The sequence below is a fragment of the Massilia sp. GCM10023247 genome, assembly GCF_042653325.1.
Classification (GTDB): Bacteria; Pseudomonadota; Gammaproteobacteria; order Burkholderiales; family Burkholderiaceae_D; genus Telluria.
Genome location: NZ_JBHSIB010000009.1, coordinates 179415 through 193888, shown reverse-complemented (window position 1 = coordinate 193888; position 14474 = coordinate 179415). Strand labels below are relative to the sequence as shown.

Sequence of the window (14474 nt, the reverse complement as noted above, 5' to 3'; positions counted from 1 at the left end):
CCTTGGTCACAGTGGAAAAGGACAGCCTATTCCACGCACCGAAGGAGGGGCGCTAGTTTGAACAGCAGAAATCGGCAGGCCTGCGAAAAAGCGGATGCCGGCGCCGGCGGGGGTGGCCGGCGTTCCAGGAAATAAAAAAGGGATAGGCGGCTGCCTATCCCTTACCTGCTTATGTGGTTGCTTATTGCAACCATCTCCTCAGAAACTTATTTCAGCTGCTGCTCGAGCTTCTGCTTGGTCGCCACCAGCTCTTGCGGCAGGCGGTAGGACAGCTTTTCGAACAGCTCCGTGTGCAACGTGAGTTCTTCGCGCCAGGCGTCCTGGTCGATCGAGGTGATCTGCTTGAACTGTCCGTCGGTGAAGTCGATGCCTTCCCAGTTCAGGTCGCCGTAGTTCGGCGTGGTGCCGAACAGGTGGGCGTTGCCGCCGGCCTGGCCCTGGGTACGGTCCAGGATCCACTTCAGGACGCGCATGTTGTCGCCGTAGCCCGGCCACACGAAATTGCCCGACTCATCCGTACGGAACCAGTTGACACAGTAGATCTTCGGCAGCGCGGCCGGGTTCTTCTCGGCGACTTTGCGGCCGAGGTCGAGCCAGTGCTGGAAATACTCGCTCATGTTGTAGCCGATGAACGGCAGCATCGCGAACGGATCGCGGCGCACGACGCCCATCTGGCCGCCCGCGGCGGCGGTCGTTTCCGAACCCATGGTCGCGGCCATGTACACGCCCTCGACCCAGTTGTTCGCCTCGGTGACGAGCGGCACCGTGGTCGAGCGGCGGCCGCCGAAGATGAAGGCCGAGATCGGCACGCCGGCCGGGTCGTCCCAGGCCGGGTCGATCACCGGGTTCTGGGTGGCGGCCACGGTGAAGCGCGCGTTCGGGTGGGCGGCCTTGGTGCCGGACGCCGGGGTCCAGTCCTTGCCCTGCCAGTCGATCAGGTGCGCCGGCGCTTCCTTGGTCATGCCTTCCCACCAGACGTCGCCGTCGTCGGTCAGCGCGACGTTGGTGAAGATGACGTTCTCGCGCAGCGAGGACATGCAGTTCGAGTTAGTCTTGTCGTTGGTGCCCGGGGCCACGCCGAAGTAGCCCGCTTCCGGGTTGATCGCGTACAGGCGGCCGTCGGCGCCCGGCTTGATCCAGGCGATGTCGTCGCCGATGGTGGTCACTTTCCAGCCGTTGAACGAGCCCGGCGGGATCAGCATGGCGAAGTTGGTCTTGCCGCAGGCCGAAGGGAAGGCTGCCGCGACATACTGTTTTTTACCTTCCGGCGACTCGACGCCGAGGATCAGCATGTGTTCGGCCAGCCAGCCGGTGCCGCCCTGCTGCGCTTCCTGGTAGCCCATGTTCGAGGCGATGCGCAGCGCGAAGCATTTTTTGCCCAGCAGCGCATTGCCGCCGTAGCCCGAACCGAAGGACCAGATCTCGCGGGTTTCCGGATAGTGGACGATGTACTTGGTGCTGTTGCATGGCCAGCGCACGTCCTGCTGGCCCGGCTGCAGCGGCATGCCGACGCTGTGCACGCAGGGCACGAACTCGCCATCAAGGCCCAGCACGTCGTAGACGGCCTTGCCCATGCGCGTCATGATGCGCATGTTGACGGCGACATAAGGCGAATCGGACAGTTCGACGCCGATGTGGGCGATCGGCGAGCCCAGCGGACCCATCGAGAACGGCACCACGTACATCGTGCGGCCGGCCATGCAGCCATCGAACAGGCCACTCAGCGTCGTGCGCATCTCGGCCGGGTCCATCCAGTTATTCGTCGGGCCGGCCTGTTCCTTGGTGGCCGAGCAAATAAAGGTGCGGTCTTCGACGCGCGCCACGTCCGACGGATCGGACTGTGCCAGATAGGAATTCGGGCGCTTCGCGGGGTTCAGGCGTTTCATCATGCCGGCCTCGACCATCAAGGCGCACAGGCGGTCGTACTCTTCTTCCGAGCCGTCGCACCAGTAGATGGCGTCGGGCTTGGTCAGGGCGGCGATGTCCGCGACCCAATTGATAAGCTTTTCGTGCTTGATGTAAGCGGGAACGTTCAGTGCGGCGACGCCGCCCATCACGGGCTGGTTCATGGTACCTCCAATGCCAATTAAGAATTCTGTCTTGTCCCGGCACGGCAGGATCGTCGTGTGCCAGGGATTGCACTGCGACAATCCCGGCTCCAGTGGAGCGCGGCGTACGGCGGTCGTGTCGACGGCCTCGCTGGCGAGGCGCCATGGAACGAATGCAACAGGGCCTGATATACACTTCGATGGTGTCAAACCCTTAATATTCGGGCGATTGTACACCTCACAAACCGCGATACAAGGTCTTCAGGATGAAAAATGTAGGAAATATAGTTGACTATTGTAGTGGGCTACTTCGATTCCCCGGGAACCCGTTATTCTTTTACGTGCTCATCAATAACTTCGCTCAATTTCGATGAAAATTGCCATTCTCGACGATTATCAGAACGCTACCCCCGCGCTCGACTGTTACAAAATATTGGACGGTCATGAGGTCAAAGTGTTCAACAATTCTGCACGCGGGCTGGGCCAGCTCGCCATCCGGCTCGCGCCCTACGAGGCGCTGGTACTGATCCGCGAGCGCACCAGTCTGCCGGCCGCGCTGCTGGCGAAGCTGCCGAATCTCAAATTGATCTCGCAGACGGGCAAGGTGAGCGGGCACGTCGATGTCGCCGCCGCCAGCGCGCGCGGTATCGCCATTGCCGAAGGCGTCGGTTCGCCCGTCGCGCCGGCCGAACTGACCTGGGCGCTGATCATGGCAGCCAGCCGCAAGATCCTTCCCTATGCGAACAACCTGAAGGAAGGGCTGTGGCAGACGGCCTCGACCAATCCGCAACTGAATGGCGTAGGCCGGGTGCTGCACGGCCGTACCCTGGCGATTTGGGGCTACGGCAAGATTGGCAAGCTGCTGGCCGGGTATGGCAAGGCGTTCGGGATGCGGGTGCTGGTCTGGGGCAGCGAGGCAAGCCGGCAGGCGGCGCGCAGCGATGGCCATGAGGCTGCGCCGTCGCGTGCAGCCTTGTTCGCCGAGGCCGACGTGCTGAGCCTGCACCTGCGCCTGGCAGACGCCACGCGCGCCATCGTCACCGCCGCCGACCTGGCACGCATGAAGCCGGACGCCTTGTTTGTGAACACCAGCCGTGCGGAACTGGTCGAAGCGGAGGCATTGGAGGCGGCGCTGCGCGCCGGCCGGCCGGGGATGGCGGCGCTCGACGTTTTTACGGACGAGCCGCTACCGGCCGATGCGCCGCTGCTGCGCATCCCGACGGTGCTGGCGACGCCGCACCTGGGGTATGTCGAGCAGGACAGTTACGAAGTGTATTTCCGCGCCGCGTTCGAAAATGTGGTCAATTTCGCGGCAGGCAAGCCGACGAATATTCTCAATCCCGAAGCGCTGTAGGGTGGACGGCTCTGCCGTCCACGCGTTCAATGGACGCTTGATCGGTCGGGGCATATAGCACGGCTACGCATTCGCCGGTCGAACGCGTGGGCGGCGCATCGGGCGCGTCTGGACATCGTGCCGGGTGTAGCCGACCACGCTACGGTTCAGCCCAGTTCCGGCTCGCCCGTCAGCTTGATGCGCCGCGCCGGCATCGCATGCGCTTTCGTCCACATGCCGGCCCAGCCCGGCGGCCAGCCGATGGCCGGGCCGTTATAGGGCTGCAGGCCGGCGCGCACCGGCACCACGGGCACCGGCGGCGCCTCGATCAGGCGGCCGTCGGCCGGGCGCTCGGTATTCAGGCTGTACATGTAACCCGGCAGCAAGGCATCGCACACGTCGGCGAACCAGGCCGTGTGGTCCTCGTCGCGCCCCAGGGCCTGGGCCAGGCCCTGCGGGTCGAATTTTGCCAGCGCATGGATCAACTCTTCGGTGGTGGCGCCGGGCAAGTCTCCCCAGCCCATCACCGGATTGTTGTTGTACTCGGCGCCCGAGCCATACCAGCCTTCGCGCCAGGAGCGCTGCATCCAGTTGCGCTGTCCCGTAAACAGGTGCCAGCGCCAGTGCAGTCCGGACGGCTTCGGCCAGGAATACAGGTACAGCTTCTGGTAGCCGGCCTGGTGTAGTGCGCGCACCACGGCCATCAGGCGCGCGTGCGGCATGCGGTCGGGCGGCGCGCGCCGGAACAGGATCGGCTCGCCGTCGGCGTGCTGGACTTCGTCGGTGGACAGGTTCAGGTCGAGCGTGCGCGCTTCGTTGCCGAAGCGCGCGGAGATCCAGCCGGTCAGCAGGTTGACGTGGGTGATCACGCCATACCCGCGATGACGATGGAAAATAACGGTTCCTGGAGCTACGGCTTTCATGGGAATTCGATGGGGCATGCCCTAAGAAAAGATCAGTCTACTCATCCGATCCATTCGATTCTAGCGCAGTCACATATGGATACACTACCGATTACGGCTATCATTACCCACCTTTTTTTACTGCGTGTATAAACCGACATGACCCTGCGACTCATCGCCACCGGCGGCACCTTCGACAAACATTATAACGAGCTGACCGGCGTGCTCGGCTTTGCAGAAAGCCATTTGCCGGCCGTTCTTCAGCGTGCCCGCATGACCATTCCCGTCGAGCTCGAGCTGCTGCCCCTGCTCGACTCGCTCGACATGCAGGACGCCGACCGCCAGCGCGTGCTCGAGGCCTGCCAGGCCGCCGGCGAGAAGGCGATCGTCATCGTCCACGGCACCGACACCATGCCGCAAACGGCTGCCGTCCTCGGTGCCGCCGCGCTCGGCAAGACGGTGGTGCTCACCGGCGCCATGATTCCCTACGAAATCGCCAATTCGGACGCCCTGTTCAACCTCGGCTTCGCCTGCGGCGTGGCGCAGACCCTGCCGGCCGGCGTCTACGTGGCCATGAATGGCCAGGTGTTTGCGTGGGACAACGTCACGAAGAACCGCGCCGCCGGCGTGTTCCAGCCGCTCTGATACGCAAAACCATCAAACAAAAATTCCGCGGGGCAGCATAGCGCTGCCCTGCCGATAAACTTTCTATACTTTTCTCTCCATGCACCGAGAGGAGAGTTCCCATGTCAGACCGTCCCATCCTGACTACACGCCAGGGCCATCCCGTGCGCGACAACCAGTCGCTGCGTTCCGTCGGCGAGCGCGGTCCGGCGACGCTAGAGAACTACCAGTTCATCGAAAAGATCACCCATTTCGACCGCGAGCGCATTCCCGAGCGGGTGGTGCACGCGCGCGGCACCGGTGCCCACGGCTATTTCGAAGCCTACGGCAAGATCGGCGACGAGCCTGCCAGCAAGTACACGCGCGCCCGGGTGCTGACCGAAGTCGGGGTGCAGACCCCGACTTTCGTGCGTTTCTCGACCGTCATCGGCAGCAAGGACTCGCCGGAAACGGCGCGCGACCCGCGCGGCTTTGCCGTGAAACTGAAAACCGTCGACGGCAACTGGGACCTGGTCGGCAACAACCTGAAAGTGTTTTTTATCCGGGATGCGATCAAGTTTCCGGACATGATCCACGCCTTCAAGCCGGACCCGGTGACCAACCAGCAGGAGCCGTGGCGCTTCTACGATTTCGTCGCCAACTCGCCCGAAGCCCTGCACATGGTCACCTGGGTGAAAAGTCCCTGGGGCATTCCGGCCAACTACCGCGAAATGGAAGGCTCGGGCGTCAACACCTATAAATTAGTGAACGAGGAAGGCGTGGCCCACCTGGTGCGCTTCCACTGGCAACCGCGCCAGGGCGTGCGCAACCTCACTACCGCCCAGGCCGCGGAAATCCAGGCGCACGACACCAGCCACGCCACCCGCGACCTGTACCAGGCGATCGAGCGCGGCGACTTTCCGGAATGGGAATTCTGCATCCAGATCATGGCCGACGGCGAGCATCCCGAGCTCGACTTCGACCCGCTGGACGACACCAAGCGCTGGCCGGAAGACCAGTTCCCGCTGCTGCCGGCGGGCCGCATGGTGCTCGACAGGAATCCGGACAATGTGTTCGCCGAAACCGAGCAGGCGGCCTTCGGCACCGGCGTGCTGGTCGACGGCATCGATTTTTCGGACGACAAGATGCTGCAGGGCCGCACGCTGTCGTATTCCGACACCCAGCGCTACCGGGTCGGGCCGAACTACCTGCAGTTGCCGATCAATGCGCCACAAGAAAAGGCACGGCCACGTACCAACCAGCGCGACGGCCAGATGGCGTATTACGTCGACGACAGCGGAGACAACAAGCACATCAACTACGAGCCGAGCCTGATGGGCGGCACGCGCGAGGCACCGGCACTGCAGCGCGACTACCACCAGTACGTGGAAGGCCATCTCGGACGCTACCAGACGACGGCGACGCGCAGCGACTACAAGCAGGCGGGCGAACGCTACCGCAGCTTCGAGGACTGGGAACGCGACGACCTGGTCAACAACGTCGGCGGCGATCTGAAACAGTGCCCGGAACCGATTGCGCTGCGCATGGTGTGGCACCTGTGGCATTGCGACGAGGATTACGGGCGCCGCGTGGCGGAGATCGCCGGCGTCGACCTGGAGCAGGCGAAAGCCTTGCCGCCGCTGGAGGGCAAGCCGGCGCCGCACCAGGACCGCCAGGGGCCGACATACACGAATGGGAAAGCGGAGGAGCCGGCGACCAGCGAGGAGGTGGCGGGGGCGAAATAGAAAACGGACCCGCAAGGGTCCGTTTCGGTGGGTAGGCGCGCCCGGCAAGCGGTGGGGTATTACGCCTTCGCTTCGCCGCCCAGCGCGTCGACCACGTCGGCCAGCATCTTCGCCAGCTCACCCGTCATCAGCATCATGTCGTTATCAAACCGCTCGTCGTCGCTGTGGGTGACGGCACCGCCTTCGTTGATCACGTCGAGCGGCTTGACGCCCTTGATCGCCAGCGATTCGGTCAGCACGAAACTGATGCGGCTGTTCCAAGTCATGGCCAGGCGGGTGCACTGCTTGCCGGCGGCGATGTGGCGGCGGATGTCTTCCGGATCGAGCGAGTGTTTTACGTAACGCACGGCGGCACGGCTCTCGCCGGTGGCGCGCAGTTCGGTGTCCTGGTCGATCGTGAAGTTATACGGCGCCTCGTCCGATTCGAGCCAGCCGGTCATCACGGCGACAGGCGAGCGCTGCACGCGCAGCGATTCGAGCGGCATGCGGTCGACCGCCTTGAGCAGCAGTTTTACCACGTCGTCGGCCTTGGCCGGGCTGGCGGCATCGACGACTAACCAGCCGTTGACCGGGTCGATCCAGGTCCAGGTGTTGCTGCGGATCGTGAATGCGCGCGGCAGCAGTTCGTCGGCCACGCGTTCCTTCAGTTCTTTCATCGCCTTCTTGCCTGGCGGGAAACCCTGCTGCTCTTCCAGCTCGGCCGCCTTGGCCTTGGCCACCTGGTTGATCACCGAGCCCGGCAGCAGCTTCTTTTCCGTGCCCAGCATCATCAGCATCTGCTTGTTGACGACGTGCACCAAGCCGCCATTCGGACGCGGCGTATCCCAGCCCTGGCGCAGCAACTCGTTGCTGTTGGCCGGCGTGAAGGCCAGCGGCGCCAGCGCCTCTTCCATTTGTTCAGGCGTAAAAGCCCACGGTGCGGGCAGACGGTAAATCTGAAGATTCTTGAACCACATAGTTGCTTTCTGTTGTCTCAGTATTTCAGGGGAACGACATTTTACACGCTGATGTCACCGTATTTTCAGCCGGCAACAACAACGTTTTAATGTGTTGTGTGTTCGTCAAACAGGCGCAGTTGCTCGACGTGCTCGGTGTCGCCCAGGCGCACGCCCACGCCCAGCAGGCGCACGGGGCGGCTGGCGCGCAGCCAGCCGGTTTCCATCAGCCGGGCGAAGGTCGGCAGGTGTGGCGCATAGCCCACGCACTCGACGGTGGTTTGCTGGAAGTCGGAAAATTTGATTTTCACGAACAGTTTATTGATGAATTTTTCGGCACCGGCACGCTTGATGCGGCCGAGCAGGTGCTCGTATAAATCGGGCAGCAGGGACAGGCAGGCCGGCAGGTCCGGCACGTCGTTCGTATAGGTTTCCTCGGTGCTGACCGACTTGCGTTCGCGCTCGGGGCTGACCTCGCGGTAGTCGATCCCGCGGCACAGGTCGTGCAGCCTGGCGCCGAAGTTGCCGAAGTGGTGCTGCAGCTCCTGCATCGTCCAGCCGCGCAGATCGAGACAGGTCTGCGCGCCCAGTTTATTCAGCTTGGCGGCCGTGACCTTGCCGACGCCATGCAGTTTTTTGACGGGCAGCGCCGCCACGAAGGCGTCCACCTCTTCGGGGCGCACGAGGAACAGCCCGTCCGGCTTGTTCCAGTCGCTGGCGATTTTCGCCACGAATTTATTCGGCGCCACGCCGGCCGAGGCCGTGATGCCGACGGTCTCGACAATGCGTCTGCGGATTTCCTGGGCGATCAAGGTGGCACTGCCCTTGCAATGGGGCGAATTCGAGACGTCGAGATAGGCTTCGTCCAGCGATAGCGGCTCGACCAGGTCCGTATAGTCGCTGTAGATGGCCATGATCTGGCGCGAGGCGATCCGGTATTTTTCCATCTGCGGCGGAATCACCAGCAGCTCCGGACACAGTTTGATGGCCTGGGCGGTGGCCATCGCCGAGTGGATACCGAAGCGCCGCGCCTCGTAATTGCAGGTCGCCACCACCCCGCGCTGGTCGGGACGGCCGCCGACGGCGAGCGGCCGCCCGCGCAGGGACGGATCGTCGCGCATCTCGACCGACGCGTAGAAGCAGTCGCAATCGCAATGGATGATTTTACGTGCGGGGAGGTTCACTCGGGCGGCGGCCGGGGCCGACTACTGTAATTCCGTACAGTATCTCGTCAATTGGCTCCGAGTGCAAGGGGCGGTGGCCTCGGGAGTCCACCCTACGAGAGCAAACGAAAAAAGACGCGCGGCAGGCCGCGCGTCTTTTCACTTCGCTACCGAAACAGCGATTACCAGCTCAGCTTGAGGGTGTACTTGCCGCTGGTGGAACCGGTGCCGCCGCTGTAGTAGCGCACGCGGGCATAGCGTGCCACGGTGGTGGTGCCGGTATTCGTCACCGAAGCGGTGTCGGTCGCGCCGGCGCCGTTCGTGCTGCTGGCCAACTGCGTCCCCGAGCTGTTGTAGATGTACAGGTCGAAGTCGTTGGTCGACGAACCCTGGGTCAGCGTCGCCGTCAGGGTTTTACCGGCCGGCAGCTGGACCACGAAGTAGTCGGTGTCGGTGCTGGTGCTCATGTTGCCGTTGACCACCGTACCGCTGGCGCTGACCGCGTTCGCGCTCGAGATCGTGTTGTTCGACTCGGTCTCGTTGATCGTCGTTGGCGGCGGGGTGGTGCCGGTGGCCGAAGCCACGGCGGCGGCGGCATCGACGATACCGGTGCCGCAACTGGTGCAGGTGCCCGGGAACGGACGCGCGGTGCTCTTGAGCTTGGACTCGATCTCGTCCGGGGTCAGCGCGCTGTTCCGGGCGATCATCAGCGCCGCCACGCCGGCCACGTGCGGGGTCGCCATCGAGGTGCCCTGGTAGCCGGCATAGTTGTCCGCGCCCGGCGAGCTGGTGCCGGCGTTGAGCGTCGAGATGATGTAGCCGTTGGCGTCGCCGCCCGGCGCCGCCACGTCGACCACGGTGCCGTAGTTCGAATACGGTGCGCGGGCGCCGTTGCGGTTGGTGGCCGCGACGGTCACGACACCGGCGCAGTTGGCCGGGTTCGAGTTGCTGGCGTTCATGTTCTCGTTGCCGGCGGCGACGATGACGACGGTGCCGCGCGAACGGGCGCTGTTGATCGCGTTCTGGGTGGTGGTGCCGCAGGCGCCGCCGCCGCCGAGCGACATGTTGATCACGTGGGCACGGGCTGCGATGTTCGGCACGCCGGTCACGGCGCCGCCCGACGACCAGACGATGGCGTCGGCGATGTCGGAGGTATAGCCGCCGCACTTGCCGAGCACGCGCACCGGCACGATCTTGGCGCCGTAGGCAACGCCGGCCACGCCGGTGCCGTTGTTGGTGGCGGCGGCCACCGTGCCGGCCACGTGGGTGCCGTGCCAGCTCGAATTCGAAGCCGGCTCGCCGGCGGCACATTCGCCGGCGGCGGTCCAGTCGCCCGGATCGGAGGCATCCGAATCGCGGCCGCCGCCGTCGTTGGCGATCGCGGCGTCGGAAATGAAGTCGTAGCCGGCCAGGATCTGGCCGGAGAGGTCGGCGTGCGGACGAATGCCGGTGTCGATCACGGCGACGCGGGCGCCCACGCCGGTCGAGCTGTCCCAGGCTGCCGGCAGGCGCAGGCCGCCCGTGGCTTCGTAGTAGTGCCACTGCTGGGTGTACATCGGGTCGGTCGGGGTGGCCATCTTGCGCAGGATGCGGTCGGGCTCGGCGTATTCGATCGAGGCGTCGCGCGCCATCAGTTCCTTCGCCAGCGCTTCGGCTTCCTGGTTCGTCACCTTGCGGTCGATTTTGAGGACGTGGGCGCCGGTGGCGGTGGTGCGCAGCGCCTTGACCTTCATCCCGAATTCCTGGCCGGCGCGGTCGGCGATCGCCTGGCGCGCAGCGGTCATGGCCGGCGTGCCCTGGCCCTTGAACACGGCCGAGCCGGCATCCTTGTACTTCACGATCAGGCGGTCGGTGCCGAGGATGTGTTGCGAGCCAGCGACCTGGGCTTCGGGGGCGATGCCGGCGGCCTGGGCCAGGCCCAGCGAACCGGTAGCGATGGAGACTGCGACAGCGATTTTCAACAAACTCGGGTGAATCGAATGCGTCGACTTCATGTTAAGCCCTTTGTTGTGTAGTTTTCCGTCAAGGCGGTTGCCTTGTTTTATGGTCACCGGCTTTGTGTGCCGGCGCGCCCTCGACTGGCGGCTTGGAAAATGTACTGCGGAGTAATCATGCACGCCGGGAATTTCGAATCGAATGAGGCGATTTCACAACGGTTTACGAGACCGAATTAACAAAAAAATCGTTTATTTGCAAAGATCGTATGTACACCAAATAAGCTTCGGCACCGATTCCTTACCATCGTCACAACAACCATTACCTTGCGTATAAGGCAAGACATTCAAGTATGTCATTGGCATGGAAAATGACCGTGTTCCGGCCACCCTGCAAGATAACTTGAGTTCAGTCATTGCTTTGTGATCGAAAGTTACTGTCGAAATCGCGAGCGGCCCGGCAGTGCCGAGCGCATCCGGTGATGAGGGTCGCCCGCAAGTTCATCGGCATCGGCTCCTCGTTGGCGACGGGACGATGGTGTCACAACCCCCACGCGGACCTCATCCGCCGGCACGGCCGGGCGCCGTACCGGCGCCGGAACGTGTTTTGCATATTTTTTCTGGAAAACCCTTGCACATTCGCGAAGCCATACGCTATGATTCGGGCCTCTTCAGACGCGATGACAAACGTCAGACGAACTGGATACAGTGAGCGGGGCGCTTAGCTCAGTTGGTAGAGCGGATCCCTTACAAGGATTAGGTCGGGAGTTCGAGCCTCTCAGCGCCCACCAGATTCAGTTTAGTAGAAGAACCGATCAGTAAAAACGGAGCGGTAGTTCAGTTGGTTAGAATACCGGCCTGTCACGCCGGGGGTCGCGGGTTCGAGCCCCGTCCGCTCCGCCAGCATCAAGCAAAAAGGTCCGATTTATCGGGCCTTTTTGCTTTTTCCGTTTCCATTTTCGTTTCCGTTTCCGTCCAGCCCGCGTGGCGCCCTCCTCTTTTAAAATCGCGTAAGCTCGCATGCCGCTCAACCGTTTTGCGGCCGCCCTTACCTGGAACCCTGTCTCATGCAGCAAGCGCCTGCCTCCCGTCCCGCCATCGACACCAATGCCTTGGGCATGCAACTGTTCGAAAGCAGCCCCGACTGCTTGAAAATCCTCAGCAATGACGGCAGGGTGCTGGCCATGAACCGGAACGGCATGTGCGCGATGGAGATCGACGACTTCAGCCTGTATTCGGGCGCGCTCTGGACATCGTTCTGGCCACAGGAAAGCCAGGCGGGAATCGATGCCGCGATCGCGCTGGCCCATGCCGGCGGCAGCGGGCAGGTGAAGGCCTTCTGCCCGACCGCGAAGGGCGCGCCGCGCTGGTGGGAAGTAGTGGTCAGCGCGGTGCGCGCGGACGATGGCCGGGTCCAGAACCTGCTGGCGGTATCGCGCGACATCACCCCGCAGGTCGAGGCCGAGGCCGAGCGCGAACGCCTGCTCAGGGAAGTGCAGGCTGCCAACGCGCGCATGATGGACATCTTCCACCAGGCGCCCGCCTTCATGTGCGTGCTCGCCGGTCCCGACCATATATACGAGCTGATCAACGAGCCCTACCTGCAACTGGTCGGCGCGCGCGAACTGCTGGGCAAGCCCGTGCGCGAGGGCCTGCCCGAGATCGCCGCCCAGGGGTTTATCGACCTGCTGGACGCGGTCTACCGGACTGGCGCACCCTATTCCAGCGCCGGCCAGCCCGTCATGCTGGAGCGCCGTCCCGGCGCGCCGCTCGAAGAACGCTTCATCGACCTGGTGTTTACGGCCTTGCGCGATGCGGATGGCGCCATCACGGGCGTTCTCGTCCACGGCGTCGACCAGACCGAGCGCAAGCTGGCCGAGACCCGGCTCTACGAGAGCCGCGAGCGCTTCGCGACGCTGGTCGGCCAGGCCGCGACCGGCGTGGTCGAGATGGACCAGCACGGCAGCATCACCTTCGCAAACGAGACCTATTGCGCGATGCTGGGGCGCTCCGAGGCCGAGCTGATCGGCCTGCGCATGCCCAACGTCACGGCGCCCGGCTCGCTCGCAGCCAGCCTGGCAGCGGTCGAGGCCCTGGCCGCCGGCGGCCCCGCCTTTGTCATCGACAAGCACTACCTGCACAAGGACGGCACCCTGGTGCCGGCCACCTCCAGCGTCAACGCGCTGCGCAGCCCTGCGGGCGAGTACCTGGGCATGGTGGCGATCGTGCTCGACACGACCGAAAGCAAGCGGGCTGCGGAAAAGCTGCGCGCCAGCGAAGAACGCTACCGCACCCTGTTCGAATCGATGGACCAGGGGTTCGCCGTCCTCGAGATGATCTTCGACGAGGACAATCACGCCCTCGATTACCGCTTCCTCGAAATGAACGCGATGTTCGAGCGCCACACGGGACTGGTGGACGCGCAGGGCAAGACCGCGCGCGAGGTGGCGCCCACGCTCGACCGCTTCTGGTTCGACACCTACGGCCAGGTGGCCCTGAGCGGCGAAGCGGTGCGTTTCGAAAACGAAGCGGCGGCCCTCGGGCGCTGGTTCGACGTCTACGCCACCCGCATCGGCGGCCCCGGCAGCCGCAAGGTGGCCCTGCTGTTTACCGACATCACGGCGCGCCGGCGTTCCGAAGAGCAGCTGCGCCGGCTGGCGGCCGACCTGTCCGAGGCCGACCGCCGCAAGACCGAGTTCCTGGCGACGCTGGCGCACGAGCTGCGCAACCCGCTGGCGCCGATCCGCAGCGGGCTCGGCGTCATGCGCCTGAGCGGCCACAACCCCGCCACCATGGCCCGCGTGCGCGACATGATGGAGCGCCAGGTCGGCCACATGGTGCGCCTGATCGACGACCTGCTCGATGTCGCCCGCATCAGCGGCGGCAAGCTCGAACTCAAGCGCGAACGGACCGACCTGAAAGGGCTGCTGGCCAGCGCGGTGGAAACCAGCCTGCCGCTGGTCGAAGCCGGCCGCCACCGCCTCGACGTCGCCGTTCCCGACGAGCCGCTGATGATCGATGCCGACGTCACCCGGATCACCCAGGTGGTGTCCAACCTGCTCAACAATGCGGCAAAGTACACGCCGCCCGGCGGGCGCATCGACCTGTCGCTGCGGCGCGAGGGAGAAACCGCGCTGATCTCGGTGTCCGACACCGGGGTCGGGATTCCGGCGGACTCGCTGACCCGCATCTTCGACATGTTCCAGCAGGTCGAGCGCCACATCGAACGCGCCCAGGGCGGCCTCGGCATCGGGCTGTCGCTGGTCCGTCGCCTGGTCGAGCTGCACGGCGGCGCGGTCAGGGCCGCCAGCGCCGGCGCCGGCCGCGGCAGCCGCTTCGAGGTGAGCCTGCCGCTGGCGGGCGCAGGCGCGGGCGTTGCCGGCAGCGGCGGGCAGCACGGTGGCGAAGCCGCGCGCCAGCCCGAGGGCGTCCGGGTGCTGGTGGTCGACGACAACGTGGACGCGGCACTGACCCTGTCGATGATCCTCGAGGCCAGCGGCCATACGACGCGGGTGGCCCACGACGGCATCGCGGCGCTGGCCGAGGCCGGGCGCTTCCTGCCGCAAGTGGCCTTCCTCGATATCGGCATGCCCGGCCTGAACGGCTACGAAACCGCGAGCGCGCTGCGCCGCATCCCGGGACTGGAAACCATGCGGCTGGTCGCCCTGACCGGATGGGGCACCGAAAGCGACCGCCTGCGCTCGGCCGAAGCCGGCTTCGACCACCACCTCACCAAGCCGGCCCAGCTGCAGGCGGTGCAGGACCTGCTCACCAACCTGGCCCCGGCAGGGGACTGATCCTGTGTTGTGCG

General features: G+C 64.5%; 9 protein-coding genes and 2 tRNA genes. 6 read left to right on the top strand and 5 right to left on the bottom strand.

Annotated elements, in window-relative coordinates; all coding sequences use genetic code 11:
* Positions 1–206 precede the first annotated feature (206 nt).
* A complete protein-coding gene (locus ACFPAH_RS08745; protein ID WP_379743742.1) occupies positions 207–2069 on the bottom strand; it encodes a phosphoenolpyruvate carboxykinase (GTP) in 1863 nt (620 codons plus the stop codon).
* A 349-nt stretch (positions 2070–2418) separates the two neighbouring features.
* Here ACFPAH_RS08745 and ACFPAH_RS08740 point away from each other — a divergent pair, with 349 nt between their 5' ends.
* Complete coding sequence (locus ACFPAH_RS08740) at positions 2419–3402, top strand: D-2-hydroxyacid dehydrogenase family protein (RefSeq protein WP_379743739.1); 984 nt, start codon at positions 2419–2421, stop codon at positions 3400–3402.
* A gap of 146 nt (positions 3403–3548) precedes the next feature.
* Here the strand turns inward: ACFPAH_RS08740 and ACFPAH_RS08735 are convergent, their stop codons facing one another.
* Positions 3549–4304, bottom strand: coding sequence for an L-asparaginase (locus tag ACFPAH_RS08735; protein WP_379743736.1), 756 nt, complete (start codon positions 4302–4304; stop codon positions 3549–3551).
* A 138-nt stretch (positions 4305–4442) separates the two neighbouring features.
* Between ACFPAH_RS08735 and ACFPAH_RS08730 the strand changes: the two genes are divergently transcribed.
* Both ACFPAH_RS08730 and ACFPAH_RS08725 read left to right on the top strand, forming a co-directional pair.
* Complete coding sequence (locus ACFPAH_RS08730) at positions 4443–4928, top strand: asparaginase domain-containing protein (protein WP_379743733.1); 486 nt, start codon at positions 4443–4445, stop codon at positions 4926–4928.
* A 101-nt stretch (positions 4929–5029) separates the two neighbouring features.
* The gene (locus ACFPAH_RS08725) at positions 5030–6631 is read left to right on the top strand and encodes a catalase (protein ID WP_379743730.1); all 1602 of its coding nucleotides are present in this window, start codon (positions 5030–5032) and stop codon (positions 6629–6631) included.
* A 59-nt stretch (positions 6632–6690) separates the two neighbouring features.
* On the opposite strand, the gene ACFPAH_RS08720 is transcribed toward ACFPAH_RS08725, so the two are convergent.
* The 3 genes from ACFPAH_RS08720 to ACFPAH_RS08710 all read right to left on the bottom strand — a co-directional run bounded on the left by ACFPAH_RS08720 (position 6691) and on the right by ACFPAH_RS08710 (position 10723).
* Positions 6691–7587, bottom strand: coding sequence for a recombination-associated protein RdgC (locus tag ACFPAH_RS08720; protein ID WP_379743727.1), 897 nt, complete (start codon positions 7585–7587; stop codon positions 6691–6693).
* A gap of 86 nt (positions 7588–7673) precedes the next feature.
* A complete protein-coding gene (gene dinB / locus ACFPAH_RS08715; protein WP_379743724.1) occupies positions 7674–8750 on the bottom strand; it encodes a DNA polymerase IV in 1077 nt (358 codons plus the stop codon).
* A gap of 161 nt (positions 8751–8911) precedes the next feature.
* Positions 8912–10723, bottom strand: coding sequence for a S8 family serine peptidase (locus ACFPAH_RS08710; RefSeq protein WP_379743721.1), 1812 nt, complete (start codon positions 10721–10723; stop codon positions 8912–8914).
* 655 nt (positions 10724–11378) lie between these two features.
* Between ACFPAH_RS08710 and ACFPAH_RS08705 the strand changes: the two genes are divergently transcribed.
* The 3 genes from ACFPAH_RS08705 to ACFPAH_RS08695 all read left to right on the top strand — a co-directional run bounded on the left by ACFPAH_RS08705 (position 11379) and on the right by ACFPAH_RS08695 (position 14460).
* Positions 11379–11454: transfer RNA gene (locus tag ACFPAH_RS08705), tRNA-Val, on the top strand.
* Positions 11455–11489: 35 nt separating this feature from the next.
* Positions 11490–11566: transfer RNA gene (locus ACFPAH_RS08700), tRNA-Asp, on the top strand.
* Positions 11567–11730: 164 nt separating this feature from the next.
* Positions 11731–14460, top strand: a complete 2730-nt coding sequence (locus ACFPAH_RS08695) for a PAS domain-containing protein (RefSeq protein ID WP_379743718.1) — start codon at positions 11731–11733, stop codon at positions 14458–14460.
* Positions 14461–14474: the final 14 nt, after the last annotated feature.

Bases quoted from the DNA above. Each gene is read 5' to 3' on its own strand.
- ACFPAH_RS08730 (WP_379743733.1), top strand. From the start codon at position 4,443: ATGACCCTGCGACTCATCGCCACCGGCGGCACCTTCGACAAACATTAT.
- ACFPAH_RS08745 (WP_379743742.1), bottom strand. From the start codon at position 2,069: ATGAACCAGCCCGTGATGGGCGGCGTCGCCGCACTGAACGTTCCCGCT.
- ACFPAH_RS08695 (WP_379743718.1), top strand. From the start codon at position 11,731: ATGCAGCAAGCGCCTGCCTCCCGTCCCGCCATCGACACCAATGCCTTG.
- ACFPAH_RS08735 (WP_379743736.1), bottom strand. From the start codon at position 4,304: ATGAAAGCCGTAGCTCCAGGAACCGTTATTTTCCATCGTCATCGCGGG.
- ACFPAH_RS08740 (WP_379743739.1), top strand. From the start codon at position 2,419: ATGAAAATTGCCATTCTCGACGATTATCAGAACGCTACCCCCGCGCTC.
- ACFPAH_RS08725 (WP_379743730.1), top strand. From the start codon at position 5,030: ATGTCAGACCGTCCCATCCTGACTACACGCCAGGGCCATCCCGTGCGC.
- ACFPAH_RS08710 (WP_379743721.1), bottom strand. From the start codon at position 10,723: ATGAAGTCGACGCATTCGATTCACCCGAGTTTGTTGAAAATCGCTGTC.
- ACFPAH_RS08720 (WP_379743727.1), bottom strand. From the start codon at position 7,587: ATGTGGTTCAAGAATCTTCAGATTTACCGTCTGCCCGCACCGTGGGCT.